Genomic DNA, 26,969 nt, shown 5'->3' on the forward strand with positions numbered 1-26,969 from the left:
GACCTCGACGGCGGGGGTCGATCTTTGTCGGTCCCGGGGTCCGGGACCGGTGGTCTACACGGCGGGTGCCACCCTCGTCATCGCGTTGATGACCCGGTCCATGGCGTCCCCGCCCCGGGGGTCGGTGAGGTTGGCCAGCAGCTTGAGCACGAAGCGCATGAGCATCGGGTGCGGCATGCCGTGCTTGGTGGCCATCCGCATGACCTCGGGCCGGCCGATGAGCTTCACGAAGATCCCGCCGAGCCGGTAGTAGCCGCCGAAGCGGGCCTTCAACTCCTGCGGGTACGCCAGCAGGGCCCGCTCCCGCTCCGCGCCGGCCGGCCGCGCGAGCGCCTGCACCGCCACCTCGGCGGCCAGCTCGCCGGACTCCATCGCGTACGCGATGCCCTCGCCGTTGAACGGGTTCACCATGCCGCCGGAGTCGCCGACCAGCAGGACCCCCCGGGTGTAGTGCGGGACCCGGTTGAAGCCCATGGGCAGCGCGGCGCCGAGGATCGGGCCCTCCGCGTTGGCCTCGTCGGTCATCCCCCAGTCCTCGGGGGTGTTGGCCAGCCAGTCGGTGAGCAGCCGCCGGTAGTTCGTCTTGCCGAAGGCCGAGGAGGAGTTGAGCACGCCCAGGCCGACGTTCACCCGGCCGTCGCCGAGGCCGAAGATCCAGCCGTAGCCGGGCAGCAGCGCGTCGTTGCCCTTGGCCCGCAGCTCCAGCCAGGACTCCAGGTAGTCGTCGTCGTGCTTGGCGGGTGAGCGGTAGTAGCGGCGGACCGCCACGCCGATCGGCCGGTCCTCCCGCTTGGCCAGCCCGAGGGCGAGGGGGAAGCGGCCGGAGACGCCGTCGGCGGCGACCACCAGCGGCGCGTGGAAGCTGGCCGGCTCCTTGTCCGGGCCCACCTCGGCCTGCACCCCGATGACCCGGTCGTCGGCGTCGAGCACCGGAGCCAGGACGTTGACGCTGGTCCGCAGCTTCGCCCCGGCGGCAACGGCCCGCTGGGCGAGCAGGTCGTCGAAGTCGAGCCGGGTCCGGACCAGGCCGTAGTTGGGGAAGCTGGCCAGGTCGGGCCAGTCCAGTTCCAGGCGTACCCCGCCGCCGATCACCCGGAGGCCCTTGTTGCGCAGCCAGCCGGCCTCGGGCGAGGTGTCCACGCCCATCCGGATGAGCTGCCGCACGGCCCGGGGCGTGAGCCCGTCGCCGCAGACCTTCTCACGGGGAAATTCGGTCTTTTCCAGCAGCAGCACGCGTACGCCGTGCCGCGCCAGGTGGTACGCCGTCGCCGATCCTCCGGGACCGGCGCCCACGACGATGACGTCGGCGTCGTTCTCCACCGCGGTCATCCGCGCCTCCTCCCGCATGCTCGTGAAATGCTTCACAAGCCGATCGGGTTGGAGTCTATGACCGGCGTTACACCTGTATGCGCTGAGGGGGGCCTAACTCGCGGAAACAGGCCGGCGTGAGTCCGTCCGGCGGTCAGGAGCGGGCGGCGGTGGCGGGTCCCAGGCCGGCGTCGAGCCGGATCGCCTCCGGCAGGTGATCGCGCAGCGCGCCGCCGGCCGCGCGGTCGAGCGCGGCCAGCACCTCGGCGACCACCTGGCGGACGTCGGCGGGATCCGCGCCGGCCAACTCCCGGAGCTGGGCGATCAGTTCGGCCGCGTCGTCGTCGGTGGTCGCCTGGTCTGGTCCCGTCATGGGGGCGAGCCTACGGGACAAAGTAGACCTAAAACGGATATTCACGAAAAGGCCGGTTTCGGCGCCGGCCCGGGCGTCACTCCCGGGTCGCGCGGTGCAGCGCCACGACGCCACCGGTCAGGTTGCGCCAGGCCACCCGGCCCCAGCCGGCCGCGCCGATCCGCGCGGCCAGCGCCGCCTGGTCCGGCCAGACCCGGATCGACTCGGCGAGGTAGACGTACGCGTCGGGGTTGCTCGACACCGCGCGCGCCACCGCCGGCAGCGACCGCATCAGGTACGACAGGTAGACGGTGCGGAACGCCGGGTTGACCGGGGTGCTGAACTCGCAGACCACCAGCCGGCCGCCCGGCCGGGTGACCCGGGCCAGCTCACGCAGCGCCGCGTCGGTGTCGTTGACGTTGCGCAGCGCGAAGGAGATGGTGACCGCGTCGAAGCTCGCGTCGGCGAAGGGCAGCCGCAGGGCGTCCCCGGCCAGCAGCGGCACCTCCGGCCGGGTGCGCTTGCCGGCGTGCAGCATGCCGAGCGACAGGTCCGCGCCCACCGCGTACGCCCCGGAGTGGGCCAGCTCCTCGGTCGAGACGCCGGTGCCGGCGCCCACGTCCAGCACCCGCTCGCCGGGACGCAGCCCGAGCGCCGCCCGGGTGGCCCGCCGCCAGAGCCGGTCCTGTCCGAAGGAGAGCACGGTGTTGGTCAGGTCGTAGCGGGCGGCCACGCCGTCGAACATCGCGGCGACCTCGTGCGGCTGCTTGTCCAGGCTGGCGCGCTGGCCCTGCGGGGTACGGCTCACGTCTCCACTCTGCCAGCCGGCCCGCGCCCGACTCCTCCCGGGTACGCGAAAGGGCGGGGTGGTCACCCACCCCGCCCCGTCGCTGTCCAGCTCGGTCAGTCCTCGGTCCGCTCGTCGGTCGGGGTGACCAGGACCACCTTCCGGCGGCGGGAGAGCACCAGCAGCGCCCCGCCGGCCAGCAGGATGGCCGCGCCGACCCCACCGATGAGCCCGACCTGCACACCGGTCACCGGCAGACCGCCGCCGGCACCGCCGCCACTGCCACCGCCCGGGCTCGCGGTCACGCTCGGCTGGCCGGTCGGGCCGGGCGCGCCCGTGCCGGTCGGGGTGGGCTGCGGCGTGCCGGTCGGGTCCGGGGTGGGCTCGGCCGACAGGTCCACAAAGGCCTCGAAGATGGTGTGGTTGTCCAACTCGTCGACCTCGGCGAAGGCGCGCCGCTGTGCCGTGCCGGCGGCCTTGGGCGCCTCGTCCGGGGCACCCTCGGCAGCGTCCAACCCGTACGCGAAGAGGTCGCCCTCGTGCAGCACCGGCTCGGTGACCTGGGTGCCGACCCGGACCGTGACGTCCGCGGTGTAGTACTGACCCGGCTGGATCACCGCCCCGTCGTCCTCGCAGAGCGCCTGGGCCTTGCCCAGGATTTCCTGCCGCAGGCAGCCCTCGGGCAGGTCCACGAAGTCGACTCCGGCCGGCAGGGTGAGGCCGTAGAAGACGCCGGTGGCCGGACGGCTGCCGTCGTTGTAGACCGCCCAGTCCAGCGGCACCGTCACGCCACGTCGGACCGGCTTCAGGTCAGGCTCGGCCTGCCCGGCACCGTCGACCACCACGTTGTCCTGGATGTCCTGCACCCAAGCGGTGAGGTCGTAGCCCGGCCGGGTGACCTGGATCGGCACCTCGACGATGTCGTCGGCCGTGTTCGGCTGGGGGGTGCGGGTGCTCACGCCGGCGGTCAGCACACCGCCGTCGCCCTTGCCGCCGGTGCTGAACAGCGGGATGCCGAAGTCCTCGCTGGTGCCGGCGGGCAGGTCACCCAGCAGGCAGTCGTAGAACTGGCTGGAGACGACCCGGCAGCCGTCCGGCACCAGGTAGCCCACGCGGTTCAGCTTGAGGTCGTCGACCTTGACCCGGACGGTCACATCCTTCGCCTCGGCCGTGCCGACGTTGGTGACGGTGAACTTGAACGGCTTGGCCTGGGCGGCCTCGACGCCCTTGGCCAGGTTGGTGCTGATCGGGGCGAGGACGAGGTCGGGCAGGTCGGCCGCCTGGGCCGGAGTGCCGATTGCGCTCAGCCCGCCGACCGCGAGCAGGGCCACGGCGCCGGCGCGCGCCAGCGATGAGCGGTAGGTGATGGTCATGGATCCCCCGGGTACGGCACGTGCCGATGATTGCGGAACGCACGGACGCTACCGGAGCGACGTCCCGCCGCGCCAGAACCTGATCGATGAATTCGTCCGTCCTCTGCGGAGACACAGACAGCAGGGGCGGGATGGTGGACCATCCCGCCCCTGCTGCTGTGCGTTATGTGAACGACCCTCGCGGGCCGATGGAGGACGCCGTCAGGCGGACGACGACAGCGTAACCGGCAGCGTGGTCGCGCGGGCCGAGGTCGCGCTGGTCGCCGCCGTCCTGTTATCTCTCAGGTCGGCGACCCGGTCGCGGGTCGACCGTTCGGTCGACGGAACCGGCGGTCAGTTGACCTCGACCAGCGGGAGGGACTTCCCGACCCCGCCGCCCGGCAGGGCGATCGAGGAGAAGTGCGAGACCACCCGGTCGTCGCTCGGGTCGTCGGCCGGGGTGCGGTGCACGGCGAGCCGGTTGTAGAGGGTGTCCCGCTGGGCGGGGATGCGGTCCGCGGTGCGGATCATCGTGATCAGCTCGTGCAGGTTCGAGCGGTGCCGGGCGCCGGCCGAGGAGATGACGTTCTCCTCCAGCATGATCGAGCCGAGGTCGTCCACCCCCATGTGCAGGGCGAGCTGACCGACGTCCTTGCCGGTGGTCAGCCACGACGCCTGCAGGTGCGGCACCGTCTCGAAGAAGAGCCGGGCCACCGCGACCAGGCGCAGGTACTCCAGCGTGGTCGCCTGGGTGCGGCCCTTCAGGTGGTTGTTCTCCGGCTGGTACGTCCACGGGATGAACGCGCGGAAGCCGCTGGTCCGGTCCTGCACGTCGCGGATCATCCGCAGGTGCTCGATCCGCTCGGCGTGGGTCTCGCCGGTGCCCATCATCATGGTCGCGGTCGATTCGAGGCCCTGCCGGTGCGCCAGCTCCATGACCTCCAGCCAACGCGCGCCCGACTCCTTGAGCGGCGCGATCGCCTGGCGCGGCCGGTCCGGCAGCATCTCGGCGCCGGCGCCCGCGATCGAGTCCAGCCCGGCGGCCTTGATGCGGGCGATCGCCTCGTCCAGGCTCACCTCGGAGACCTTGGCCATGTGCAGGATCTCGCTCGGGCCGATCGAGTGGATCGCGAGCTGCGGGTACGCCTGCTTGACCGAGGAGAACAGCTCCTCGTAGTACTCCACGCCGTAGTCCGGGTGGTGGCCGCCCTGGAGCATCACCTGGGTGGCGCCCAGCTCGACCGCCTCGCCGCAGCGGCGCAGGATCTCCTCGGTCGGGTGGGTCCAGCCCTCCTTGTGCTTGGGAGCACGGTAGAAGGCGCAGAACTTGCACGCCGTCACGCAGACGTTCGTGTAGTTGATGTTGCGATCGATCAGGTACGTGACGATGTTGTCCGGGTAGCGCCGCCGGCGCACCGCGTCCGCCGCCTCGCCCAGCGGGTGGAAGGGCGCCTCGGTGTAGAGCAGCAGGGCCTCCTCGGGCGTGATCCGCCCGCCGTCCGCGCCGCGCTGCAGGATGTCGTCGATCTCCCGGCTCACCGTCACGTCCCCGAGGGTACGCCGCTGGAGCGCCGAGCCCGCCAGGGGTGCTCGGCGAGGGGCCCGCCAGCGGGACAACCAAGCCGCTGAAGTTGGCTTATCGTGCGGTGCTCTCAGACTTCGATCAAGGAAGAATCGTGACCGCAGCCTTCGCCAATCCGCCACAGGTCCCGCCCGCGCCCCAGCCGGCGGCCTGGCCCGGCACCGCCCTCACGTGCCGCTGCTGCGGCTCGGTCCCCGCGATCAAGGGGACGCTCCACGGCACCAGGGCTTCCTCCTCTTCATGCGCACCCTCACCCAGCGCGGCCCGTTCTGCCGGTCGTGCGGCATCGCCCTCTGCCGGGACCTGAGCGCGAAGACGCTCTGGCAGGGCTGGTGGGGCCCCATCTCCATGATCATCACGCCGCTGGTCCTCATCGGGAACCTCGTCACCCGGGTTCGGCTCGGCCGCCTCGGCGGGCCGGTGCCGGGCGCTCCGGGCACGCCCGCGACGCCGGGCAAGCCGGTGTTCCGGCGGGCGGCGGTGCTGGGTCTCGGCATACCCGTGGCGCTCGCCTTCGCCGTCGGCTGGTCGATCTCCAGCGACCCGTCCTACGCGGACGTCGGTGCCTGCGTCAGCGCCTCCGGCCTGAGCACCGACCCGTTCGTCAACGTCGTCGACTGCGGCGACCAGTCGGCCACCTACGTCGTCGTCGGCAAGATCGAGGACACCACGGACGACGCCCAGTGCGAGCGGTTCTCCGGCGCGGTCGCGGCCTACACCGAGAAGGACGGATCGCAGGAACTCCTGCTCTGCCTCGGCGCGAACCGCTGACGGTCCCCTCGGCCCGCCGCGTGCCGGTCCTGCTCAGCCGGCACGCGGCGTGCCGTCACGCGTCGTAGTCGACCGTGAGCTTGTCGGTGACCGGGCTGGACTGGCAGGTGAGGACGTAGCCGGCGGCCACCTCGTCCGGCTCCAGCGCGTAGTTGCGGGCCATGGTCACCTCGCCGAAGACCACCTTGGCCTTGCAGGTCGAGCAGACCCCGCCCTTGCAGGCGTACGGCAGCTCGCCGCGGACCTTGAGCGCGGCGTCCAGCACCCGCTCGTCGCGGCCCATCGTGAAGTTCGACGAGCGCCCGTCCAGCACGATCGTCACCTCGGCGCCGGTGCCGGGCTCGTCGGTCGGGCGCCGGATCGGCTCCGGCGGGGCGTCGACGTGGAACAGCTCGGCGTGCACGGCCGAGTCGGGCACGCCCCGGTCGGCGAAGACCGCCTTGGCGTCGACCACCATCCCGTACGGGCCGCAGAGGAACCACTCCTCGATCACGTCGCCGGGGACGACGGTGTCGAGCAGCCGGGTCAGCCGGTCGGTGTCGATCCGCCCGGACAGCAGCGCGGACTCGCCCATCTCCCGGGAGAGCACGTGCACCAGGTGCAGCCGGGTCGGCCACCGGTCCTTCAGGTCGGCCAACTCCTCGGCGAACATCACCGTGTTCGCCGTGCGGTTGCCGTACACCAGGGTGAAGGTGCTGGCCGGCTCGACGGACAGCGCGGTCGCGACCAGCGAGAGCACCGGGGTGATACCGGAGCCGGCGACCACCGCGCCGTAGTGGCGGACCCGGTCCGGGGCGAACGCGGAGGTGAAGTGCCCGAGCGGGGGCAGCACCTCGACGGTGTCGCCGCCGCGCAGGGCGCCGCAGGCGTACGCGGAGAAGGCACCGCCGGGAACCTCCCGCACCCCGATCCGCAGCCGGCCGTGCCGGGCCAGCTCGTCGGGGGTCGAGCAGATCGAGTACGACCGCCGCACGTCCGCCCCGCCTTCACCGGCGGAGCCGGTGGGCCCGCCTCCGCCGGCAAGCCGCACCGTCAGGTGCTGCCCGGCGGAGAACGCGAACGTCTCCCGCAGCTCCTCGGGCACGGCGAAGGTGATCGCCACGGCGTCGTCGGTGAGCCGGTCGACGGCGGCGACGGGCAGCGGGTGGAAGACCGGCCGGCGGCGGACCGGTCGGGTGATCGTGACAGTCACAGCGCCTTCAGGTGGTCGAAGGGTTCGGAGCAGGAGCGGCAGCGCCACAGGGCCTTGCACGCGGTGGAGCCGAACCGGCTGACCTGCTCGGTCTCCGGGGAGCCGCAGCGCGGGCAGCGGACGGCCAGGGTGAGCGGGACGACGCCGCCGCCCCGCGCGACCGGCGCGGGCGGGGCGATGCCGGCGGCGGCCAGCTTGGCCCGGCCGCGTTCGGAGATCCAGTCGGTGCTCCACGCCGGGGCGTACACGGTGCGGACCTCGACGTCCGGGTGGCCGGCGGTCGTGAGCGCGCGGCGGATGTCCGCCCGGATGACGTCCATCGCCGGGCAGCCGGTGTAGGTGGGGGTGATGGTGACGACGACCCGGCCGGTGCCCGGGTCCTCGTCGACGGACCGCAGGATGCCCAGCTCGTCGATGGTGACGACCCGGATCTCCGGGTCCACCACCGCCGCCACGGCCGCCCTGGGATCGGTCACCAGCTAGCTCCCGGGTGGGCGCGGTGCAGCACCTGCATCTCGGCCAGCAGGTACGAGAGATGTTCGGTGTGGACGCCGGCCCGGCCGCCGCCCGGTGCCCAGCCGTCGGCCGGCCGGGTCAGCGTGGCCTCGTCGAGCACCGCGGACACGACGGCGTCAAAGTCGGCCCGCAGGGTGGCCGGGTCGACCGGCGCCGCCGGGTCCGCGGTGAACAACTCGTGGGTGTACGGCCACACCTGGTCGACCGCGCCCTGCATGCGCCGGTGCGACTCCTCGGTGCCGTCGCCGAGCCGCTTCACCCAGAGCGAGGCGTGGTCCAGGTGGTACGCCGACTCCTTGCGCGCCTTCGCCCCGATCGCGGCCAGCCGCTCGTCGGCGCACCCGCTCAGCGCGGTGTAGAGCGGGAGCTGGTAGGCGGCCAGGAAGAACAGCTTCGCCATGGTCACGCCGAAGTCGCCGTTGGGCAGCTCGACCAGGAGGCAGTTGCGGAACTCCCGGTCGCCGCGCAGGTAGGCCAGCGCGTCCTCGTCCCGGCCGGCGTCCTCCAGCTCGCCCGCGTAGGTCAGCAGGAGGCGGGCCGCGCCGAGCTGGTCGAGGGCGATGTTGGCCAGCGCGATGTCCTCCTCCATCTCCGGCGCACGGGAGGTCCACTCGCCGAGCCGCTGCGCCGCGATCAGCGCGTCGTCGCCCAGGGCGAGGGTGAAGTCGAACAGCTCGGTCCGATCGCTCACAGGTGGGCCACCCCGTCCGGCACCTCGTAGAAGGTGGGGTGGCGGTAGACCTTGTCGGCCGCCGGGTCGAAGAAGGCGTCCTTCTCGTCCGGGCTGGACGCGGTGATCGCGCTCGCCGGCACCACCCAGATCGAGACGCCCTCCTGCCGCCGGGTGTAGAGGTCGCGGGCGTTGCGCAGGGCCAGCTCGGCGTCGGGGGCGTGCAGGCTGCCGACGTGGGTGTGCGACAGCCCGCGCCGTGCGCGCACGAAGACCTCCCAGAGAGGCGAATGGTCCGTGCTCATGCCGCCACCTTCTCCTTGTTCCGCTGCTTCGCCGCGTACGCCGCGGCGGCCTCCCGCACCCAGGCGCCGTCGGAGTGGGCCCGCCGCCGGTGCTCCATCCGCTGCCGGTTGCACGGCCCGTTGCCCTTGATCACCTGCATCAGCTCGTCGTAGTCGGGCTGGGTGTAGTCGTAGGCCTGCCGCTGCTCGTTCCAGCGCAGGTCCGGGTCGGGGATGGCGAGGCCGAGGCTCTCCGCCTGCTGCACGCACATGTCGACGAAGCGCTGGCGCAGCTCGTCGTTGGAGAAGCGCTTGATCTTCCAGGCCATCGACTGGGCGCTGTGCGTCGAGTCTCCGTCCGGCGGGCCGAACATGGCCAGTGACGGGTACCACCAGCGGTCCACCGCGTCCTGGGCCATCGCCTTCTGCTCCGGGGTGCCGTGGCCCAGGGTGTGCAGGATCTCGTAGCCCTGGCGCTGGTGGAACGACTCCTCCTTGCAGACCCGGATCATCGCTCGCGCGTAGGGGCCGTAGGAGCAGCGGCACAGCGGCACCTGGTTGACGATCGCCGCGCCGTCCACGAGCCAGCCGATCGCACCCACGTCGGCCCAGGTCAGGGTCGGGTAGTTGAAGATCGAGCTGTACTTCTGCCGGCCGTCGATCAGCAGCTCGACCAGCTCGTCCCGGCTGACGCCGAGCGTTTCCGCCGCGGCGTAGAGGTAGAGACCGTGTCCGGCCTCGTCCTGCACCTTGGCCAGCAGGATCGCCTTGCGCTTGAGCGAGGGGGCCCGGCTGATCCAGTTCCCCTCCGGCTGCATGCCGATGATCTCGGAGTGCGCGTGCTGGGCGATCTGCCGGATCAGCGTCTTCCGGTACGCCTCCGGCATCCAGTCGCGCGGCTCGATCTTCTGGTCGGCGTCGATCACGTCCGTGAAGTACGCCGCGAAGTCCTCGTCGGGCGCCGGTCCGCCGCGCCGCGCGCGTGCCGCCGCCTCGCGCAGCGCGGCCTCCGCCGCCTCCACCTCGCCGAGCAGGCCGCCGCCCGGGCCGTCCTCGGGCGGGGCGAAGTCGTTGCCATACATGAGGCCAGTGTTACAGCTCGCGCCCAATGACACCAGAGGGTGTAACAGGTTTCCGGACCTACCTTCTGCCACCGACCGACCGCTTCCAGTGATCGCTCCTGACCTGCGCAAACGTTGTGACCTCGGCCACGTGCCAAAGATGAATCCCCACAAGAGCGGCATAGCGGTCCAATGTCCCGCCTTCGCGGCGAGTTGCCGGGCGTCGGGATCTGGCATCCGGCCTGTCCGGAAGTAGACTTCGCCCGGCACACCGATCGGCTGCTGACGATCGCCACCGGCTCCAGGCCATTCCCCCGGCCTCGGCGATCAGGCCGAAACACATTCGGAAAGCGCCGGTCCCCCCGGCCAGACAATCTGGAGTTCACCCACTCATGCGACCTCGCGTGACCATGGTGCTCGCCATCGTGGCGGTCCTTCTCGGCGGCGGCATGCTGGTCCCCGCCGCGTACGCCAAGCTCTCCGGCGGCGACGGGATCAGCGGCCTCGGCGGCATCGGCGGCGGCGTGGCGCAGGTTCCCACGCCTGCCCCCAGCGCGCCCCCGAAGCCGACGCTGGCCGCCGGGCCGGTCTCGGTGGACTTCAAGGGCAAGTTCTTCTCCTGGGCGCTCATGGACCGGAAGACCGGCGAGATCAGCGGCGCGCCGAACATGAAGTCGACCAATTCGACCGAGTCGATGATCAAGGCGTGGATCGTCTCGGACTACCTGCGTGAACTCGGCGACAAGGCGCCCAGCTCGGTGCGCAAGAAGCAGGCGGATACCGCCATCCGGGACAGCAACGACATCTCGGCCGAGGCGCTCTACAACGCCGGCGGCCGCAAGCCGGTGCTGACCCGGCTGATCAAGATGTGCAAGCTGACCGACACGAAGATTGAACCCACCAAGGCCAAGTGGGCGTACACCCAGATGTCGCCGCGCGACGCGGTGCGCATGGGCGACTGCATCGGCGACGGCACCGCCGCCGGGCCGAGGTGGACGAAGTGGGTGTTGAACGAGATGGCCAACGTGCGCGGCAGCGTCAAGGACCAGAAGTCCGAGGCCGTCCAGGGCGGTCACTGGGGCATCGTCGACGGCCTGCCCGCATCGATCACGTCGCAGGGGCCGGTCAGCATCAAGAACGGCTTCACCATGCTCTGGGCCGACGGTCAGTGGCACGTCAACTGCCTCGCGGTTACCGACGACTGGACCCTGGCCGTGATGATGCGTTATCCCGGCGCCGGCGACACGAAGACCCCCTCGTACGGCGCGAAGGTCTGCGCCAGCGTCGCCACGCAGCTCGTGACCCCGCAGCCGGGCGCCGCACTCAAGGTGCCGCAGCAGCCGGTCGGGAAGCTCTGATGGCGGGCAGCCGGCGCCGGCCGGGCAGTGACCGCCGCCCGCTGCTCTACAGCGCCGTCGCCGTGATCCTGGTCGGCCTCGCGCTCGTCGCGCTCCGGCTGGTCCCCGGCTCGCCGCTGCGCCCCACGGCCGCCTCGCATCCGGCCCCGAGCGCCGCCGGCCGGTCCACGGGCGCGCCCACCGACCGCGACGCGCGTCCCGAGCCGTCGCCGTCGCCCTCGCTGACGCCGCTGCCGTTCGAGGCGCAGGACCTCGACAACCTGAACATCAAGGGCTGGTACGCCTGGAGCGTGCTGGACAAGCGGACCGGCGAGATCATCGGCTCGAAGAACATGAACGAGACGAGCACCACCGCCTCGATGATCAAGTCCTGGATCGTCGCCGACTACCTCCGGCGGGCGGCCGATGCCGGGCAGACCCCGAGCGACGCGAAGCTGGACGACGCCACCCAGATCATCCGGGACAGCGACAACACCCGGGCCGAGCAGTTCTACAACGGCGTCGGCCGGTCGGCCTCGATCAAGCGCCTGATCCAGATGTGCGACCTGACCGACAGCAAGGTCGCCAGCGACGGCGGCTGGAGCCGGACCGAGCTGTCCCCCCGGGACACGGCCCGGCTCGGCCGCTGCATCGACGACGGCCGCGCGGCCGGCCCGAAGTGGACCAAGTGGCTGCTGAACGAGATGCGGCTGGTCCGCGGCGCCGGCGACTTCGGCATCCGCAAGGCGTTCCCGGCCAAGGTGCAGAAGACCATCGCCATCAAGAACGGCTGGATCGACCGGACCAAGGAGCAGGAGATGCACATCAACTGCCTGGCGATCGGCGACACCTGGACGATGGGCGTGATGGTCCGCTACCCCATCAACATGGGCTACGACTACGGCATGAAGAACTGCGAGAAGATCACCGAGGCGCTGCTCCGCCCGGCGACCTGACCCGCGCCCTCAGCTCGCCGATGTGGCGGTGTCCCGATCCCGGGACGCCGCCACATCGCCGTCGTGGGCGGGGTCAGCCTTGGAAGAACTCGGGACCGCCCTCGGGCAGCGCCGGCGCCTCGCCGATCGCCGCGGCGCGGCGGGCGAACTCCCGCAGGCCGGCCACCTGCCGCTCGCCGAGGGAGAAGTCGAGGGTGCGGAAGTAGGTCGCCAGGGTCGCCGCGTCGAACGGCTCCCAGCGGGCCGCGGCCTCGGCCACCTGGTCCAGCTCGGCCAGGCACAGGTCACGCGAGCGCAGGAACGCCTCGTGCACCTCCTTGACCAGGCCGGGGTGGGCGGCGGCGAAGTCGCGGCGGACCGCCCAGACCGCGAAGACCATCGGCAGCCCGGTCCACTCCCGCCAGGCCTGCCCGAGGTCGGTCACCGCCAGGCCCTTGCCCGGCGCCTCGTAGAGCGCGCGCAGCGCCACGTCGCCGATCACCACCCCGGCGTCGGCCTCCAGCAGCATCTGGGTCAGGTCCGGCGGGCAGCGGAAGTACTCGGGGCGCACCCCGTACCGCTCCGCGAGCAGGAGCTGGGCCAGCAGCACCCCGGTACGCGAGGTGGAGCCGAGCGCCACCCGGGCGCCGTCCAGCTCGGTGAGGGGCCGGGTGGAGACCACATTGACCGAGAGCACCGGGCCGTCGCTGCCGACCGCGAGGTCCGGCAGGAGCAGCAGGTCGTCGGCGTTCCGCAGGTACTCCACGAGCGAGATCGGGCCGATGTCCAGGTCCCCGGCGACCAGCGCGGCGTTCAGCCGGTCCGGCGAGTCCTTGTGCAGGTCGACGTCGATCAGCGCCCCGGAGCGCATCAGCCCCCAGTAGATCGGCAGGCAGTTGAGGAACTGGATGTGCCCCACCCGGGGGCGGGCGATGCGGTCGGCCATGACCCGACGGTATCCCCGCCGGGTCGGGCCGGCTCAGCGGGAGGGGGTCGGAGTGGCCAACTCCGCACGCCGCTGGCTCCCCGGCCCGGCGGCGGGCCGGGCGGAGCGCTCGGCCCGGACCGCCCGCCACACCGGCCAGGACGCCCCGACGACCACCAGCACCCCGGCCACACCGCAGCCGGCGACCAGCGGCCGGGGCGCGGCCACCTCCAGCAGGACGCCGCCGATCAGGTAGCCGGCCATCCCGGCACCCTGGGCCGCGGCGCCGAAGACCGCGTAGGCCCGGCCGCGGACCGCCTCGGGCACCCGCCGGGCCAGCAGCAGGTTGTTGAAGACATTGTCGCCGCCGTTGCCCACCCCGCCGACCAGCCAGATCGGCACGAGCAGCCAGGCCGACGGCACCGCGGCCGAGGCCAGCACCGCCAGGCAGCAGCCACCGAGCAGGACCAGCCCGGCGCCGAGCAGCGCCCCGTCGTCGGTGAGCCGGCGGGCGAGCCGGGCGAACAGCCAGCCGCCGAGCACGATGCCCAACGGCCAGGCGCCGGTGACCAGGCCGTAGACCGTGGTGGTGCTGTGCAGCGTCTCCCGGATGAAGAAGACCTCGATGACGTTGATGGCGCCGACCGCGGCGATCACCGCGGCGAGGCTGCCCACCATCACCATCAGCAGCGGGTCGCGGCGGAACCGCCACGCGGGCGGCGGGGTCGCGCCGCCGGCGGCCGGCACCGCCGACCGGAGGCCACCCCGTCGGGTACGGATGAGCAGGCCGGCCACCACCAGGGCGAGGTAGCTGACGGCATCGACGAGCAGCGGCACCCGGGTGCCGAACTGGCCGACGAGCAGCCCGGCCAGCGCCGGCCCGGCGAGCGCGCCCAGCGTGCCGGCGGTCTGGTTCAGCGCGCCGGCCCGGGGCAGATCCTCGGCCCGGACCATGACCGGCACCAGCGCGGAGAGCACCGGCTGGGTGACCGCGAGCCCGGCCGCGAGCAGCGCCACCAGCGCGATGACCAGGGCCGGGTGCCCGGCGTACGCGAGCGCCAGGCAGATCGCGGCCTGGGCGAGCCCGGCGACCACCAGCAGGACCCGGCTGTCCACCCGGTCGGCGAGCCGGCCGGTCAGCGGGGCGAGCGCGACCAGCGGCAACGTGGCGGCGAGCAGCAGCCCGGAGACGGCGAGCCCGCCGGCCCCGGCGGACTGGAGCGCCAGGGTCAGCGCGCTGGCGGCGAGGAAGTCTCCGCAGCTGGAGACCCCCCGGGCGGCGGTGGCGAGCCAGACGTCCGACCAGCGCGAGGGACCAGATGCGAAGGGCATATTTCGAAAATAATCCTTCACACCTGATCGGCGCAACCCCGGTCAGTCGATGGGCAGCGCCCGGTACTGCACGGCGACCGTGCGGGCGCCCTCCGGCGGGTCCTTCCGCAGCCGGCGCCGATAGGGGTCCAGCAGCGCCTGGACGGCCTCGTTCAGCTCGGTCAACTCCTCGGCGGTCACCTGGAGCAGGCTGTCGCTGAACCAGGCCGCCTGATACCAGTCGCGCGGCTCGTCCGGGGCGCGCCGGATCCAGTCCCGGGCCCGCTGGCCGTCCCGGGCCAGGTGCGCGTCGACCACGGCCAGCTCGGCGGCGCGGGCCTCGGAGTCCGCGTCCTGCCCCGACTCGATGTAGTAGGACGGGCTGAACGCCCGCCAGACCCGCTCCCGGGCGTCCCCCCGGCTCGGAGCCTCCTCGATGAGGCCGAACTTCGCCAGCTCCCGGAGGTGGTAGCTCGTCGCGCTCGGCGAGAGCCCCGCGATCTCGGCACACTCGGTGGCGGTCGCACCGCCCTCGACCGTGCTGAGATGCTCCATGATCGCCATACGGGCCGGGTGGGCCAGGGCCCGCATCACCTGCGGGTCGCTGATCGTCACCCGGCGCTGCTCCGGACGCGCCTCGGTCATGCCACCCATGATCCCGCCTCGGCCGGTGCCCGGGAAATTCGGTTGCCCGCCGACCCGACCGGAGTAGGCTTTTCTGTCCCGCCTGACGGCCGTGGTGAGTAGCACCGCACAGGACGTCCCCGCGCCGACCCGAGGTCGGAAACGCGAGCGGCAGCGTTGTTCCCCGTGACGAGGAGTACGTGGATGACCCTGCACGCCCAAGAACAGACCCTGGACGCCGAGCTCGTCGCCGAGCGCGCCCACCTGGACACCTCCCGCGCGGCGCTGCGCCGGATGCGCGAGCGCGCCGAGTCCCTCTTCGCCACCGGTGACAAGGTGGCCGGGGACGCGTACACCGCCGAGCAGCTCGGCCGGCACATGGCCCGGCGGGTCAAGGAACTGGCCGACGACCCGACCACGCCGCTCTTCTTCGGCCGGCTCGACTTCGGTGACATTGATCCGGACCATGCCGGACGCGACTACCACGTCGGGCGCCGGCACGTCACCGACGAGCTGGGCGAGCCGCTCGTGCTGGACTGGCGGGCGCCGGTCTCCCGGTCGTTCTACCGGGCCAGCGCCCGTGACCCGCAGGGCGTCGCGGTCCGGCGCCGGTTCGGGTTCAGCTCCGGGGTGCTGACCAGCTTCGAGGACGAGCGCCTCGACCGGGGCGAGGAGCTGGGCACCGCCAGCCGCATCCTCACCGCCGAGATCGAGCGCCCCCGCGTCGGCCCGATGCGCGACATCGTCGCCACCATCCAGCCCGAGCAGGACGAGCTGGTCCGGGCCGACCTCGCCGACTCGATCTGCGTCCAGGGCGCGCCGGGCACCGGTAAGACCGCGGTCGGGCTGCACCGCGCCGCGTACTTGCTCTACCTGCACCGCGAGCGGCTGCGCCGGTCGGGCGTGCTGATCGTCGGGCCCAACCGGGCGTTCCTGTCCTACATCGCGGCGGTGCTGCCGGCGCTCGGTGAGGTCGAGGTCGAGCAGGCCACGGTGGAGGACCTGGTCGTCCGGGTGCCGGTCCGCGCGGTCGACGAGCCCGCCGTGGCCGCTCTCAAGCACGACGTCCGGATGGCCGAGGTGCTGCGCCGCGCGGTCGGCGCGCACATCGGCACGCCCACCGAGCCGATCATGGCCTCGGACGGCTCGTTCCGCTGGCGGATCGGCCTCGACCCGCTGCACCGGCTGGTCGAGGAGACCCGCCGCGAGGACCTGCCGTACGCGACCGGCCGGGACCGGGTCCGCGCCCGCGTGGTGGGGCTGCTGCAACGCCAGTCGGAGGCCCGCCGGGCCGACTCGCCCAGCGACGCCTGGTTGCGCCGGATGAGCAAGGCGAAGCCGGTCACCGAGTTCCTCGATGCGGTCTGGCCGGCGCTCACGCCCGACGGGCTGCTGCACCGGTTGAGGACCGACGCCGACGCGCTCGCCGCCGCCGCCGACGGCCTGCTCACGGCCGAGGAGCAGGAACTGTTCCGGTCGGGCCCGGTCGGGCGCACCCCGAAGGCGACCCGGTGGACCGCCGCGGACGCGGTGCTCATCGACGAGGCCGCCGGGCTGCTGGAACGGCCCGCCGGCTTCGGGCACGTGGTGGTCGACGAGGCGCAGGACCTCTCCCCGATGCAGTGCCGGGCCATCGCCCGGCGCAGCGAGCACGGCTCCATCACCCTCCTCGGCGACCTGGCCCAGGGCACCGCGCCCTGGGCGGCCACCGACTGGCGGGAGTCCCTGGCCCACCTGGGCAAGCCGGACGCGGCGGTGGTGCCGCTGAGCATCGGCTTCCGGGTGCCGGCCGCGGTGGTCGCCTTCGCGAACCGGCTGCTGCCGGCGCTCGCCGTCGACGTGCCCCCGGCGCAGTCGCTGCGCCGGGACGGCACGCTCGACGTGCGTACCGTCGAGGACCTGACGGCTGCCGCGGTGGCCGAGGTGCGGGCGGCGCTGGCGCACGACGGCTCGGTCGGCGTGATCGCCGCCGACGACACCGTGGACCGGCTCCGCGCGGCCCTCGCCGACGCGGGCGTCGAGACCGCGACCGCCGACGACGTGGAGGCCGCGGCCCGGGTCACCGTCGTCCCGGCGACCCTGGTCAAGGGCCTGGAGTACGACCACGTGGTGGTCGTCGAGCCGGCCGCGATCGTGGCCGCCGAGCCGCGCGGCCTGCACCGCCTGTACGTGGTGCTGACCCGGGCGGTGTCCCGCCTGGCGGTGCTGCACCGCGAGCCGCTGCCCGCCCCGCTGGCCGGCTGACCGGTGGTGCGACGCGGCTAACGGCCGCCGGCGACCAACCGTTGACGGGCCGGCGGCGAACGCGGCGGCGGCTCAGGCGGACAGCGCGGCCGCGACGTCCCGCAGCGGGCGGCCGGACTCGGCGATCGGCACGGTGAAGGCGAGCCAGGAGCCGTCGGCGAAGTCGAGGCGCAGGCGCTTCGGGTTCAGCCGGTGCCAGCCCACCCGGGCCGACGCCAGCTCCGCCCGCGACGCCGACCAGGCGATCCCGGTCTCCGCCACGGACCGCTCGTCGTCCGCCCGGCTGGACAGCAACTTCCTCGGCCCGCTCACACAGACCAGCAGCCGCCGGTCGGTGGCCACCAGCAGGGTGTCCCGCACCGCCAGGTCCGGGCCGGGCGGGCGCAGCGCGTGGTGCAGGCGGGAGGCCGCCGAACCGGGGGCGCCGCGCCCGGCGATGCCCCAGACCACCCGGTCCACCAGCCGATCGCCCCAGGCCCAACTGACCAGCGGCGAGATCACGTTGAGCAGCACGGCCCCGATGCTCACCCGGCCGGCGGGCGCCTCCCGCTTCGCCGCGTCGGGCGGCGGAGGTGGCGTCGCCCCGTTCGCCGCCTCGGCCTCCGCGTACGCCAGCACCCGCTCGCCCGGCTCGACGAGCTGGCCGATCCGGTCCCGGTATGCGGTCTGGTCCATCGGCTCAGTATCGGTCGTGGCCGTAGCCGTCGTCGGTGCGGCGCTCCGCGGCCGGCGCGTTGCCCATCACCTCGCCGACGATCTCCCGGACCCGGGCGGCGGCGGCCTCCTGGGCCCGATTCGCCGCGGCCGTGAACTCCTCGGCGAGGGTGTAGGAGTCGAGCCGCATGGCCCGCGCGTTGATCTCGGTGGAGAGGATCCGGCCGTCGGCGGCCGCCGTGACGGTGACCAGGCCGGAGTCGCTCACCCCCTCGGCGCTGCTCTGCTCCAGCTCGGCCATCCGCGCGCCGAGTTCGCGCTGCCACCCGTCCAGGTTGCGGGCCAGCGCCTCGATCCGGTCCAGGGCCGGGAACGTCATGGCTGCCTCTCAGTTCACGATCGAGTCGAAGACGTTCTGCACGCCCTTGGTGTACGGCCCCAGGTCCTCCGAGTAGGTGCCGTCCACCAGGTAGTTGCGGTCCTTGTGGCCGTCGGAGACGTCGTGCAGGCCGACCCCCGTGTCGAGCAGCGCGCCGCCGATGCCCGGGATGTTCACCGGCGACGCCTGGTTGATGGCGAACTTGCCGGGGAACAGGATGGCGGTCCGCTTCGCCATGAACCCGAACGCCTCTCGGCCGTAACCGGACTTGTTCCAGAGCCGGTACGCCTTCTTGGCCTGCTTCAGCTCCATCACCACCTGGCGGTACTTCATGAGCAGCTCGGCGACCCGCTCCAGCTTGGTGACCAGCTTGGTGAGGATCTCCGCGAACCGGGCCACGATCTTGACCATGCGGCCGACCGTGGTGGCCAGCCGGGCCAGCACCCGCACGACCGTGGCGGCCAGCGTCACGCCCGCGCTGAGCACGGCGGCCACCGCGGCGATGATCACCTCGGTCAGGAACCAGAGCAGGAACTCCAGGATCAGCTCGACCAGCAGGTTGAACGCGTCGACCGCCGCGTTCGCCGCGTCGACCAGCACCTCCTTGGTGCCGTCCAGCCCCTTGGCCAGCTCCTCGATCGCCTCCTCGACGGACTCCATCGAGGCGTGGAACTTCTCCGCCGCGTCGCCGTCCCAGGCGCCGCGCAGCCGGGCCCGGTCGGCGATCTGGTCGCCGGCGATCTGCCGCACCGCCTCGCCGGTGGAGAGGGCGAGCTGGGCCGCCTGCATGAGGTCGTCGGGCTCGCCGGCGACCAGCTCCAGCAGCTGCTCGAACGGCCAGAGCACGGCGTTGGAGAGCGGCTTGAACGGGTCCGGTGTGCCCGACACGATCTGCTCGAAGTAGGTCTTGTTGCGCTGCAACGCCTCGGTGCTCATCAGGCCCCTCAGCCGCCCGGCGTGAACATGTCGGTGGTCGCCACGTCGGTCCCGGTGTAGGCGTCGGCGGTGTCGCTGATCCCCTCGGCGATGTCGGCCATCACCTCGGCGCCGTCCTCCAGCCCCTGCAGGCACGCCTCGAACTGCTCGGCGTACGCGGCGGCGAGGCCGAACGACGCCGGCATGATGCCGAAGGCGTGCCGGGGCACGTGCCCGTCGTGGAAGACCCGGCGCAGCTCGCGGAAGCGGCCGGCCCGGTCCCGGGACGCGGCCGCGAACGCGGTCAACGCCTCCGGCTGGACCTGCAGGTTCCTGCTCGGACTCGTCACGTGGACCCTCCCCAGTGTCCAGTCGGCAGTGACCGTCGCCGGCGGGGCCGGACAACGGGATTACCACAGTAGGCGATCAGCACCCCTCCGCGCGGGGCGGTGGAACTCGCGCCGGCACGGTACACAGGTGAGGGCACGCCCCCGCCCGGGGCCGCAACCCCCCCGAGGAGCCTGACGATGATCCTGGCCCGCGCCGACCAGGTCAGCCGCCGCTACGGCGAGGTGCTGGCACTGGACCGGGTCGACCTGACCGTCCGCGCCGGGGAGCTGGTGGGCCTGCTCGGGCCGAACGGCGCCGGCAAGAGCACCCTGCTCAACCTGCTGGTCGGGCTGCGTCGCCCCACCGCCGGCCGGGTCGAGCTGCTCGGCGGCGACCCGCGCGACCCGGCGAGCCGGCGGCAGCTCGGGGTGACCTCGCAGGAGACCGGCCTGCCCGGCACGCTGCGGGTCGGCGAGGTGGTCGACTTCGTGTCCGCGCACTTCCCCGACCCGGTGCCCCGGGGCGAGCTGCTCGACCGGTTCGGCCTCACGGACCAGGTGCGCCGGCAGACCGGCGGCCTCTCCGGCGGGCAGCGCCGCCGGTTGGCGGTGGCGCTCGCCTTCGTCGGCCGGCCCCGCCTGGTGGTCCTCGACGAGCCCACCACCGGGCTGGACGTGGAGGCCCGACGCACCCTGTGGGAGGCCGTCCGGGGCTTCCACGCCGAGGGCGGCACGGTTCTGCTGAGCAGCCACTACCTGGAGGAGGTGGAGGCGCTGGCGGAGCGGGTGGTGGTGATCGGGCGCGGCCGCGTCCTCGCCGACGACTCGGTGGCGGCGATCCGCGGCATCGTCGGCGTACGCCGGGTCAGCCTGGTCGCCGACGACCTGCCCTCGCTGCCCGGCGTGGTGGCCACCGAGCACGCCGAAGGACGCACCCACCTGCTCACCACCGACGCCGACCAGCTCGTCCGGGATCTGGTCGCCGCCGGCGTGGCGTTCCGCGACCTGGAGGTCCGGCCCACCTCGCTGGAGGAGGCGTTCCTCACCCTGACCGCCGGCGACCGGCCCGCACCCACCCCCGCCTAGGAGACCTCCGTGCCGCTCGCCCTGGTCCACGCCCGCTACCAGCTCCTGGAGATCGTCCGGATTCCGGTCGCGGTGGTCGGCAGCGCCTTCTTCCCCGCCGCCGCCATGCTCTTCTTCGTGGTGCCGTTCGCCGGTGACGACGCCGCCGGCGCCACCTACGCCACCGCCGCCATGGTCACCTTCGCGGTGATGAGCGCCAACATCTTCCAGTACGGGGTGGGCGTCGCCGAGGACCGCGACCAGCCCTGGAACCCGTACACCCGGACCCTGCCGGCCGGGCCCGGGCCGCGCCTGGCCGGGCGGATCCTGGCCGGCCTGGTGCTGACCTACCTGTCGATGATCCCGGTGGTGGTGATCGCCGCGGTCGCCACCGCGGCCCGGGTGACCTTGGCGCAGTTCCTGCTCGGCCTCGCCGGCGTGGCGGTGATCTCGGTGCCGTTCACCCTGCTGGGCATGGCCATCGGCTACTCGCTGCCGAGCAAGGCGGCCATCGTGGTGGCACAGGTGGTGTTCTTCCCGCTGGCCTTCGGCGGCGGCCTCCTCTCCGGCCCGGACGACGCGCCGGGCTTCATCCAGGCGATCGCCCCCTACCTGCCGACCCGAGGCGCGGTCGAGCTGATGTGGGCGGCCGTCACCGACTGGCGGCCCGACCCCCGGGCCCTGGTGATGCTGATCGTCTGGGTGGTGGCGCTCGCGGCGGTCGCCGGGTGGGCGTACCGCCGGGACGAGGGGCGCCGCTTCACCTGACCTTTTAGTCCGAATCCGGCCCGGCGGCCGGCGAGACGGTGCCACGATGCCGGCAGGGCGTGCCAGCGGGGCCGCTCCCGGCGAGAGGGGTCAGCGTGGACGGCGTGGAGCCCGGCACGCCCTGCTGGGCCGACCTGGCCACACCCGGCCTGGACGACGCGAAGCGGTTCTACCCGGAGCTGTTCGGCTGGACCGGCCGGGTGGCCGCGGAGCCCTCCGCCGGCGGCTACACCACGTTCCTCAAGGACGGCCGGGCCGTCGCCGGTGCCGGGCCGCCCGCCGCCCCGGACCAGGTGCCGGTCTGGTCGACGTACGTGGCGACCGACGACGCCGACCTGGTCGCCACCCGGGTGGAGGCGGCCGGCGGCCAGGTGGTGGTCTCCCCGTTCGACGTCTTCGAGCAGGGCCGGATGGCGGTCCTCGCCGACCCGGCCGGTGCGGTGTTCAGCGTCTGGCAGCCGATGGCGATGCGCGGGGCGGAGTTGTTCAACGTCCCCGGCGCGGTGTGCTGGAACGAGCTGGTCACCCCCGACCCCGAGGGGGCGAAGGACTTCTACGCGCTGGTCTTCGGCTGGCACCCCGAGGAGCAGCCGAGCGGCCCGGTCACCTACACGGGGTGGCGGTGCGGCGCCCGGATCGTCGCGGGCATGATGCCGCAGCTGGAGCCGCTGCCCGAGGACCTGCCGGCGTACTGGACGGTCTACTTCGCGGTCGAGGACGCGGACGCCACCGCGGCCCGAGCGGCCGAGCTGGGCGGCACCATCCTCGTCCCGCCCCGGGACAACCCGGCCGGCCGCAGCGCCGCGCTCCGCGACCCCCAGGGCGCCCTCTTCTCCGTCACCGCCCTCCGCTGACCCAGGCGAGGAGGGGGCCCTCCTTCAGCGGGGGCGGACGGGGACGACCAGGGGGCCGTGGTCGCCGGGGATGACGCGGACGTTGGCGCGGTAGTGGCGGGCCAGCAGGGCTTCGGTGAGGACCTCCTGGGGTGGGCCGGCGGCGGCCACCCGACCCTCGGCGAGCAGGACCAGACGGTCGGCGTACTCGCCGGCGATGGAGAGGTCGTGCATGGTGGCGAGCACCGTCAGGTCGTGCTCGCGGCGGAGCTGGTCGACCAGCTCCAGCACCTCCTGCTGGTGGCCGATGTCCAGCGCGCTGGTCGGCTCGTCGAGCAGCAGCAGGGTGGCGCCCTGGGCCAGCGCCCGGGCCAGGAAGACCCGCTGCCGCTCGCCGCCGGAGAGGGTGGCCAGCTCGCGGCGCCCGAACGCGCCCAGGTCGAGCCGGTCCAGCACCTCGTGCACGGCGGCCAGGTCGGCGGCCGACTCGCGACCCAGCGCCGGGATGTACGGGGTGCGCCCCAGCAGCACGTAGTCGAAGACCGACATGCCGGCCGGCACCACCGGGGACTGCGCCACGGTGGCCACCACCCGGGCCCGGTCGCGGCGGCGGAGGGAGTTGATCGGCGTACCGAAGAGGGAGACCGCGCCCGGCGCGGGCAGCAGGCCGCCGACGGCGCGCAGCAGGGTCGACTTGCCGGCGCCGTTCGGGCCGATCACGGTGACCCACTCGCCCACCGCGACCGCCAGGTCCACGCCGGCCAGGATCGGCGTGCCGCCCAGCTCGACCCGGAGGCCGCGCAGCTCCACGGCGGGGGCGCTCATGTCAGCACCCGGCGGGCGGTACGCAGGACCAGCACGAAGAACGGGCCGCCGAGCAGCGCGGTGACCACGCCGATCGGGACCTCGGCGGGGGCGGCGGCGGTCCGGGCGACCACGTCGGTCAGCGCCAGGAACGCCCCGCCGAAGAGCATCGACAGCGGCAGGATCACCCGGTAGCTCGACCCGGCGAGCAGCCGTACGGTGTGCGGCACGATGATGCCGACGAAGCCGATCAGGCCGGAGGCGGAGACCGCGGCGGCGGTGCCCAGCGAGGCGGCGGCGATCAGCAGGTAGCGGGAGCGCTGCGGGTGCAGGCCGAGGCTGGTGGCCTCGTCGTCGCCGACGGAGAGCACGTCCAGCTCGCGCCGGTGCAGCAGCACCACCACGGCGGTGAGCACGAAGTAGGGCAGGACCAGCCGGACGTCGTGCCAGCCGGCGGTGGCCAGCCGCCCGAGCAGCCAGGAGTAGACCTGCTGGATGCTGTCGGAGTTCCGTTGCAGCAGGTAGGTCTGCCCGGCGGCGAGGAACGCCGAGACCGCCACTCCGGCCAGGATCAGCGTGGCCGGTGACCGGTCGCGCCCGCCGGCCGCGCCGAGCAGGTACGTCATGACGACCGCGCCGAGCGAGCCGACGAACGCGGCGAGGGGGATGGTGAGCGGCATCCCGGTCAGCGCCCCGCCGGCACCGGCGCCGAGCGCGATCACGGCGGTCACCGCGAGCCCGGCCCCGGCGGCCACGCCCAGCAGGTACGGGTCGGCCAGCGGGTTGCGGAAGACGCCCTGGTAGGCGCCGCCGGCCAGGGCGAGCAGGGCGCCGACGAGGAGACCGAGCACGACCCGGGGCAGCCGCAGCTCGGTGACGATGGCGATCTCCCGCTCGCTGAGCCCGCTGTCCAGGTGCACCCCGGGCAGCAGGTTGAGCAGCTCGGCGGCGACGCTGCCCGGGGGCAGGCTGACCGGGCCGAGCGAGACGCCGGCGACCAGCGCCACGAGCACCGCGCCGATGCCGGCGAGCAGCCAGCGGGTGCGCAGCCCGGCCGGCCGGACCGTCGCACCCGGTCCGGCCGGGGGCTCCCCACCGACCGTCACGGGCGCACCCGGCCCGGACGGGGTACCAGGCGCGGGCCGGTCCGCGCCGGGCACGCCGGCGGGCCGGGACGCGTCGGGCGTCCCGGCCGGCCGGTGAGCGTTGTCCGCCGGTCGCACGGTCACCGTCAGGCCGGGACCTTGGCGGTGGCGTCGACGATCGCCTTGAGCAGGTCGACGACCCGCGGACCCCAGCGCGACGCGATGTCGTCGTCCAGGCCGACGATCTGGTTGTTCTTCACGGCGGTGACGCCGGCCCAGCCGCTGCGCGCCTTGACGGTCTCCGGGGTCTGCTTGCAGCACTTGGTGTCGGCCAGGAAGACGAAGTCGGGGTTCGCCTTGACGATGACCTCCTGGGAGAGCTGCGGGTAGCCGCCGTTCTTCCCGTCGGCGTCCGCCGGGTCGGCGATGTTCTCCAGGCCGGCCAGCGCGTAGATCGAGCCGATGAAGGTCTTGCTGGTCGCGCTGTACAGCTCCGGGCCGAGCTCGTGGTAGTAGGTGAGCTTCTTCGCCCGCTGCGGCAGGTCCTTGGTGAGCGCCGCGATGTCGTCCTTCATCTTCTTGGTGACGGCGTCCGCCTCGGCCGGGTGGCCGGTGAGCTTGCCCAGGTCGCTGACCTGCTGGTACGTGTCGTCGAGGGTGGTCGCCGCCGGGGTGAGCAGCACCGGGATCTTCAGCGTGGTGAGCTGGTCGACGATCTTGTTGGTGTCGTTGGAGAGCACCACCAGGTCCGGGCTCTTCCCGGCGATCGCCTCGGCGTTCGGCTGGAAGCCGGAGAGGTCGCTCTTCGGCGCCTCAGGCGGGTAGTTGGAGTTGTCGTCGACGGCGGTGACCTGCTTGCCGGCGCCGATGGCGAAGAGCATCTCGGTCACCGACGGCGACAGCGAGACGATCTTCTCGGGGCGCTTCTCCAGGGTCAGCTTGCCGACGGTGACCGGGAAGGCGGCCGCCGCCGAGCTGCCGCCGGCGGCGGGGGTGTCGTTCGAGGTCTTCTCGGCGCAGCCGCCGAGGAGCAGCGCGCCGACCGCGAGGGCGGCGGCGAAGAGCCGGGGGGTACGTCTGGACATCGGTCCTCCTGTCGGTCGAGGAGCGTGGTGCTTCGCCGACAGGGACCTGGGCGGGCCCGTCCGCGAGGCGCCCTTCCTCGAGAGCGCGAGTCGCGACCGTGCCGCAGGCGACCTGGCTCGTCCCCACAGGTGTCGGCGCCGGCCGAGGCCGACGCCGTGTGCGGGGCATCACAGTTGCGGGACAGCGCCGGTTTCGCACCGGCTTCGCTGCGGGGTGGTCGGTGCCACCGTAGCGCATGACCAGCGGAGATCGTCCGGACGGGAGGGGCGGTGGGGACCCTGACGGGCCCCCACCGTGCATCGTGGTCAGCAGTACTGGCTCTGCTTCCCGATCGCCCGGTACGGGCAATCGGCGTACTCGGAGAGCAGCAGCACGGCCTCCCGGTTGCGGGAGGTCTGCGCGGGGATCACCTCGTCGGGCGGGTAGAAGCCGCCCCCGGAAGCCGACCCGGGATACATCTCGAAGGTGTACGCCCAGATCTTGTGGGTCCCCCACATCCAGTCGATGCTGGTGCCGTCGGCGATGTAGAGGTCGCTGGACTGTTCCGGGGTGTAGCCGTTGCTGGACGCCATCTGCCGGCCGATGGTGGCGAAGGTGTTGTACTGGTCGGCGTTCATCCCGGTGGCGGTGTTGCTGTACGTGTAGCCGTACGGCCAGAGCACCAGCTGCGAGTAGGTGTGGAAGTCGATGTTCGCTTTGATCTGCTGCACCCCGCCGACCACCCGGCTGTTGACGAAGGTGCGCAGCGCCGCGGTCTCGGGGGCGGAGAAGGCGGACGGGCCGCGGTAGGTCTCCGACGAGGTCGAGCCGGACGAGCCGCCGCAGCAGCCCCACTGGTAGGACCAGTTCCGGTTCAGGTCGGTGCCGACGGACGAGGAGCCGCTGTTCGGCTGCCGGTTCTTCCGCCAGGAGCGGTAGGAGCCGGTGGCGATGTCGTACTCGCTGCCGTCCGGGTTGACCGTGGGGACGATCCAGATCTCGCGGGAGTTGACGAGGTTGGTGATCCGGGAGTCGCTGCCGTAGTTGTCGGTGAAGAGGTTGAGCAGGTAGATCGCCATCTCGACGGTCAGGTGCTCGCGGGCGTGCTGCTGGGCGTTGAAGAGGATCTCCGGCTCGCTCTCGTCGGTGACGACGTTGTCGGAGATCTTCACGGCCATCAGGTCCCGGCCCTGGTACGACCGCCCGATGCTGAGCTTGCGGGCGATGGCGGGGTGGTCGGCGACCACGGTGTTCACCACCGCCGTCAACTCGGCGTAGTCGTGGTAGTTGGAGTCGGCGGGCGGGAAGGCGTACGCGACGGCGCCGGCGGCCGCGGCCGGGGCGACGTCCTTCTCCAGCCGGAAGCCGAGCCGGGTGATCGCGACGGCTTCGGCGGTGGTCGCCGTGACGTGCAGCACCCCGTGTTCGGAGTGGTCGATCGCCGCGCCGGTGCGGGCGACGGCACTGCGATCGGCGAGCGTGCGCGGGCCGAGCACCCGGTAGGCGACGGCGGCCGGTTCACCGTCCGGTGCGGGCCGGGCGGCGGCCGGGCCGGTGACCGCGGCGACGAGGGTCAGGCCGACGGCGGCGGCGAGGGCCAGCCGGCGGCGGAGCGGGGGCGTGCGGAGGGCCATGGACAACCTCCTCGGGGTACGGGCGATCCCGTTGTCCGCACACTTCACCAGGAGTCACATGGTCATATCAACATTCATCACTACGTGCTTCCATCCCGACCGGATCGTCACGCCGGCAATCATTTTCCATGCGTGAACCTCTGGCGAAACTTCCCTCCAGGCGCGACAGTGAACGGCAACGATGCGG

27 protein-coding genes, 1 pseudogene and 1 riboswitch are annotated in these 26,969 nt (G+C 72.9%); of the genes and pseudogenes, 7 read left to right on the plus strand and 21 right to left on the minus strand.

The features are described 5' to 3' along the window. Positions 1–54: 54 nt before the first annotated feature. The 5 genes from ACFYPD_RS10020 to mqnC form a co-directional block, all read right to left on the minus strand. A complete protein-coding gene (locus ACFYPD_RS10020; RefSeq protein WP_387110926.1) occupies positions 55–1,329 on the minus strand; it encodes a geranylgeranyl reductase family protein in 1,275 nt (424 codons plus the stop codon). A 133-nt stretch (positions 1,330–1,462) separates the two neighbouring features. Further along, on the minus strand, positions 1,463–1,681 hold the full coding sequence (locus tag ACFYPD_RS10025; protein ID WP_091261244.1) for a hypothetical protein: 219 nt from the start codon (positions 1,679–1,681) through the stop codon (positions 1,463–1,465). A gap of 76 nt (positions 1,682–1,757) precedes the next feature. Continuing rightward, positions 1,758–2,468 (minus strand): demethylmenaquinone methyltransferase, encoded by a 711-nt coding sequence (locus tag ACFYPD_RS10030; protein WP_387110928.1) that lies wholly within the window; start codon positions 2,466–2,468, stop codon positions 1,758–1,760. Between the two features lie 95 nt (positions 2,469–2,563). Then, the gene (locus tag ACFYPD_RS10035; RefSeq protein WP_387110930.1) at positions 2,564–3,820 is read right to left on the minus strand and encodes a cell wall anchor protein; all 1,257 of its coding nucleotides are present in this window, start codon (positions 3,818–3,820) and stop codon (positions 2,564–2,566) included. A 333-nt stretch (positions 3,821–4,153) separates the two neighbouring features. After that, complete coding sequence (gene mqnC / locus ACFYPD_RS10040; RefSeq protein ID WP_387110931.1) at positions 4,154–5,344, minus strand: cyclic dehypoxanthinyl futalosine synthase; 1,191 nt, start codon at positions 5,342–5,344, stop codon at positions 4,154–4,156. A 277-nt stretch (positions 5,345–5,621) separates the two neighbouring features. Between mqnC and ACFYPD_RS10045 the strand changes: the two genes are divergently transcribed. Then, positions 5,622–6,152 carry a hypothetical protein gene (locus ACFYPD_RS10045; protein ID WP_387110934.1) on the plus strand — a complete coding sequence of 177 codons (531 nt, stop codon included), beginning with the start codon at positions 5,622–5,624 and terminating at the stop codon, positions 6,150–6,152. A 55-nt stretch (positions 6,153–6,207) separates the two neighbouring features. Here ACFYPD_RS10045 and paaE read toward each other — a convergent pair whose 3' ends face one another. From paaE to paaA, 5 genes are read right to left on the minus strand one after another with little or no spacing between them, the layout of a single operon-like run. Next, positions 6,208–7,344 carry a 1,2-phenylacetyl-CoA epoxidase subunit PaaE gene (gene paaE, locus ACFYPD_RS10050; protein WP_387110937.1) on the minus strand — a complete coding sequence of 379 codons (1,137 nt, stop codon included), beginning with the start codon at positions 7,342–7,344 and terminating at the stop codon, positions 6,208–6,210. Next, positions 7,341–7,820 carry a 1,2-phenylacetyl-CoA epoxidase subunit PaaD gene (paaD, locus tag ACFYPD_RS10055; protein WP_387110940.1) on the minus strand — a complete coding sequence of 160 codons (480 nt, stop codon included), beginning with the start codon at positions 7,818–7,820 and terminating at the stop codon, positions 7,341–7,343. Before paaD ends, paaE begins: the two co-directional genes overlap by 4 nt. Beyond that, positions 7,817–8,551 carry a 1,2-phenylacetyl-CoA epoxidase subunit PaaC gene (paaC, locus tag ACFYPD_RS10060; protein WP_387110943.1) on the minus strand — a complete coding sequence of 245 codons (735 nt, stop codon included), beginning with the start codon at positions 8,549–8,551 and terminating at the stop codon, positions 7,817–7,819. Before paaC ends, paaD begins: the two co-directional genes overlap by 4 nt. Then, positions 8,548–8,835, minus strand: a complete 288-nt coding sequence (gene paaB, locus ACFYPD_RS10065; RefSeq protein WP_091261268.1) for a 1,2-phenylacetyl-CoA epoxidase subunit PaaB — start codon at positions 8,833–8,835, stop codon at positions 8,548–8,550. The genes paaC and paaB overlap by 4 nt, the downstream gene beginning before the upstream one ends. Beyond that, positions 8,832–9,896 carry a 1,2-phenylacetyl-CoA epoxidase subunit PaaA gene (paaA, locus tag ACFYPD_RS10070; RefSeq protein ID WP_387110946.1) on the minus strand — a complete coding sequence of 355 codons (1,065 nt, stop codon included), beginning with the start codon at positions 9,894–9,896 and terminating at the stop codon, positions 8,832–8,834. Before paaA ends, paaB begins: the two co-directional genes overlap by 4 nt. Before the next feature lie 371 nt (positions 9,897–10,267). Between paaA and ACFYPD_RS10075 the strand changes: the two genes are divergently transcribed. Both ACFYPD_RS10075 and ACFYPD_RS10080 read left to right on the plus strand, forming a co-directional pair. Further along, positions 10,268–11,233: a hypothetical protein gene (locus ACFYPD_RS10075; RefSeq protein WP_387110948.1), complete on the plus strand. Its 966-nt coding sequence runs from the start codon at positions 10,268–10,270 to the stop codon at positions 11,231–11,233. After that, complete coding sequence (locus tag ACFYPD_RS10080; RefSeq protein WP_387110951.1) at positions 11,233–12,168, plus strand: hypothetical protein; 936 nt, start codon at positions 11,233–11,235, stop codon at positions 12,166–12,168. Before ACFYPD_RS10075 ends, ACFYPD_RS10080 begins: the two co-directional genes overlap by 1 nt. A 73-nt stretch (positions 12,169–12,241) precedes the next feature. Here the strand turns inward: ACFYPD_RS10080 and ACFYPD_RS10085 are convergent, their stop codons facing one another. From ACFYPD_RS10085 to ACFYPD_RS10095, 3 genes are read right to left on the minus strand one after another with little or no spacing between them, the layout of a single operon-like run. After that, positions 12,242–13,093, minus strand: coding sequence for a menaquinone biosynthetic enzyme MqnA/MqnD family protein (locus ACFYPD_RS10085; RefSeq protein WP_387110953.1), 852 nt, complete (start codon positions 13,091–13,093; stop codon positions 12,242–12,244). 33 nt (positions 13,094–13,126) lie between these two features. Continuing rightward, entirely contained in the window at positions 13,127–14,404 is a 1,278-nt protein-coding gene (locus tag ACFYPD_RS10090) for an MFS transporter (RefSeq protein ID WP_387110956.1), read from the minus strand. Positions 14,405–14,446: 42 nt separating this feature from the next. Beyond that, positions 14,447–15,028, minus strand: coding sequence for an ArsR/SmtB family transcription factor (locus ACFYPD_RS10095; RefSeq protein WP_387110959.1), 582 nt, complete (start codon positions 15,026–15,028; stop codon positions 14,447–14,449). A gap of 183 nt (positions 15,029–15,211) precedes the next feature. On the opposite strand from ACFYPD_RS10095, the gene ACFYPD_RS10100 reads away from it, so the two are divergent. Continuing rightward, the gene (locus tag ACFYPD_RS10100) at positions 15,212–17,251 is read left to right on the plus strand and encodes a HelD family protein (RefSeq protein WP_387110962.1); all 2,040 of its coding nucleotides are present in this window, start codon (positions 15,212–15,214) and stop codon (positions 17,249–17,251) included. A gap of 72 nt (positions 17,252–17,323) precedes the next feature. Here the strand turns inward: ACFYPD_RS10100 and ACFYPD_RS10105 are convergent, their stop codons facing one another. Genes ACFYPD_RS10105 through ACFYPD_RS10120 form a run of 4 tightly spaced genes read right to left on the minus strand, consistent with a single transcriptional unit; the run spans position 17,324 to position 19,549 of the window. Then, the gene (locus ACFYPD_RS10105) at positions 17,324–17,926 is read right to left on the minus strand and encodes a hypothetical protein (RefSeq protein WP_387110965.1); all 603 of its coding nucleotides are present in this window, start codon (positions 17,924–17,926) and stop codon (positions 17,324–17,326) included. 4 nt (positions 17,927–17,930) lie between these two features. Then, complete coding sequence (locus tag ACFYPD_RS10110) at positions 17,931–18,284, minus strand: YbaB/EbfC family nucleoid-associated protein (RefSeq protein WP_151461307.1); 354 nt, start codon at positions 18,282–18,284, stop codon at positions 17,931–17,933. Positions 18,285–18,293: 9 nt separating this feature from the next. Continuing rightward, positions 18,294–19,220 carry a WXG100 family type VII secretion target gene (locus tag ACFYPD_RS10115; RefSeq protein WP_387110967.1) on the minus strand — a complete coding sequence of 309 codons (927 nt, stop codon included), beginning with the start codon at positions 19,218–19,220 and terminating at the stop codon, positions 18,294–18,296. An 8-nt stretch (positions 19,221–19,228) separates the two neighbouring features. Beyond that, the gene (locus ACFYPD_RS10120; RefSeq protein WP_387110970.1) at positions 19,229–19,549 is read right to left on the minus strand and encodes a type VII secretion target; all 321 of its coding nucleotides are present in this window, start codon (positions 19,547–19,549) and stop codon (positions 19,229–19,231) included. A 177-nt stretch (positions 19,550–19,726) separates the two neighbouring features. Here ACFYPD_RS10120 and ACFYPD_RS10125 point away from each other — a divergent pair, with 177 nt between their 5' ends. From ACFYPD_RS10125 to ACFYPD_RS10135, 3 genes are all read left to right on the plus strand, one after another. Next, complete coding sequence (locus tag ACFYPD_RS10125; protein WP_387110973.1) at positions 19,727–20,614, plus strand: ABC transporter ATP-binding protein; 888 nt, start codon at positions 19,727–19,729, stop codon at positions 20,612–20,614. A 9-nt stretch (positions 20,615–20,623) separates the two neighbouring features. After that, positions 20,624–21,361 (plus strand): ABC transporter permease, encoded by a 738-nt coding sequence (locus tag ACFYPD_RS10130; RefSeq protein WP_387110976.1) that lies wholly within the window; start codon positions 20,624–20,626, stop codon positions 21,359–21,361. 95 nt (positions 21,362–21,456) lie between these two features. Next, positions 21,457–22,215 (plus strand): VOC family protein, encoded by a 759-nt coding sequence (locus tag ACFYPD_RS10135; RefSeq protein ID WP_387110979.1) that lies wholly within the window; start codon positions 21,457–21,459, stop codon positions 22,213–22,215. A 24-nt stretch (positions 22,216–22,239) separates the two neighbouring features. Here the strand turns inward: ACFYPD_RS10135 and ACFYPD_RS10140 are convergent, their stop codons facing one another. The 4 genes and pseudogenes from ACFYPD_RS10140 to ACFYPD_RS10155 all read right to left on the minus strand — a co-directional run. Continuing rightward, positions 22,240–23,019 carry an ABC transporter ATP-binding protein gene (locus ACFYPD_RS10140; RefSeq protein WP_387110981.1) on the minus strand — a complete coding sequence of 260 codons (780 nt, stop codon included), beginning with the start codon at positions 23,017–23,019 and terminating at the stop codon, positions 22,240–22,242. Continuing rightward, positions 23,016–24,104 carry a FecCD family ABC transporter permease gene (locus ACFYPD_RS10145; RefSeq protein WP_387110984.1) on the minus strand — a complete coding sequence of 363 codons (1,089 nt, stop codon included), beginning with the start codon at positions 24,102–24,104 and terminating at the stop codon, positions 23,016–23,018. Before ACFYPD_RS10145 ends, ACFYPD_RS10140 begins: the two co-directional genes overlap by 4 nt. Before the next feature lie 125 nt (positions 24,105–24,229). Beyond that, entirely contained in the window at positions 24,230–25,168 is a 939-nt protein-coding gene (locus tag ACFYPD_RS10150) for an ABC transporter substrate-binding protein (protein WP_387110987.1), read from the minus strand. A gap of 111 nt (positions 25,169–25,279) precedes the next feature. Continuing rightward, positions 25,280–25,371: riboswitch (cobalamin riboswitch) on the minus strand. Positions 25,372–25,477: 106 nt separating this feature from the next. Then, a pseudogene (locus ACFYPD_RS10155) lies at positions 25,478–26,782 on the minus strand (M14 family metallopeptidase); the annotation flags it as partial. Between the last annotated feature and the right edge of the window lie 187 nt (positions 26,783–26,969).

The sequence above is a fragment of the Micromonospora sp. NPDC005299 genome (assembly GCF_042872345.1).
GTDB lineage: Bacteria > Actinomycetota > Actinomycetes > Mycobacteriales > Micromonosporaceae > Micromonospora.

Excerpts from the sequence above, each read along its gene's own strand:
- ACFYPD_RS10110 (WP_151461307.1), bottom strand. The coding sequence starts at position 18,284 with ATGACGTTCCCGGCCCTGGACCGGATCGAGGCGCTGGCCCGCAACCTG.
- paaA (WP_387110946.1), bottom strand. The coding sequence starts at position 9,896 with ATGTATGGCAACGACTTCGCCCCGCCCGAGGACGGCCCGGGCGGCGGC.
- ACFYPD_RS10075 (WP_387110948.1), top strand. The coding sequence starts at position 10,268 with ATGCGACCTCGCGTGACCATGGTGCTCGCCATCGTGGCGGTCCTTCTC.
- ACFYPD_RS10035 (WP_387110930.1), bottom strand. The coding sequence starts at position 3,820 with ATGACCATCACCTACCGCTCATCGCTGGCGCGCGCCGGCGCCGTGGCC.
- ACFYPD_RS10105 (WP_387110965.1), bottom strand. The coding sequence starts at position 17,926 with ATGGACCAGACCGCATACCGGGACCGGATCGGCCAGCTCGTCGAGCCG.
- ACFYPD_RS10100 (WP_387110962.1), top strand. The coding sequence starts at position 15,212 with ATGACCCTGCACGCCCAAGAACAGACCCTGGACGCCGAGCTCGTCGCC.
- ACFYPD_RS10125 (WP_387110973.1), top strand. The coding sequence starts at position 19,727 with ATGATCCTGGCCCGCGCCGACCAGGTCAGCCGCCGCTACGGCGAGGTG.
- ACFYPD_RS10025 (WP_091261244.1), bottom strand. The coding sequence starts at position 1,681 with ATGACGGGACCAGACCAGGCGACCACCGACGACGACGCGGCCGAACTG.
- ACFYPD_RS10090 (WP_387110956.1), bottom strand. The coding sequence starts at position 14,404 with ATGCCCTTCGCATCTGGTCCCTCGCGCTGGTCGGACGTCTGGCTCGCC.
- ACFYPD_RS10095 (WP_387110959.1), bottom strand. The coding sequence starts at position 15,028 with ATGACCGAGGCGCGTCCGGAGCAGCGCCGGGTGACGATCAGCGACCCG.
- ACFYPD_RS10140 (WP_387110981.1), bottom strand. The coding sequence starts at position 23,019 with ATGAGCGCCCCCGCCGTGGAGCTGCGCGGCCTCCGGGTCGAGCTGGGC.
- ACFYPD_RS10080 (WP_387110951.1), top strand. The coding sequence starts at position 11,233 with ATGGCGGGCAGCCGGCGCCGGCCGGGCAGTGACCGCCGCCCGCTGCTC.
- ACFYPD_RS10020 (WP_387110926.1), bottom strand. The coding sequence starts at position 1,329 with ATGACCGCGGTGGAGAACGACGCCGACGTCATCGTCGTGGGCGCCGGT.
- paaB (WP_091261268.1), bottom strand. The coding sequence starts at position 8,835 with ATGAGCACGGACCATTCGCCTCTCTGGGAGGTCTTCGTGCGCGCACGG.
- ACFYPD_RS10115 (WP_387110967.1), bottom strand. The coding sequence starts at position 19,220 with ATGAGCACCGAGGCGTTGCAGCGCAACAAGACCTACTTCGAGCAGATC.
- ACFYPD_RS10085 (WP_387110953.1), bottom strand. The coding sequence starts at position 13,093 with ATGGCCGACCGCATCGCCCGCCCCCGGGTGGGGCACATCCAGTTCCTC.
- ACFYPD_RS10150 (WP_387110987.1), bottom strand. The coding sequence starts at position 25,168 with ATGTCCAGACGTACCCCCCGGCTCTTCGCCGCCGCCCTCGCGGTCGGC.
- ACFYPD_RS10045 (WP_387110934.1), top strand. The coding sequence starts at position 5,622 with ATGCGCACCCTCACCCAGCGCGGCCCGTTCTGCCGGTCGTGCGGCATC.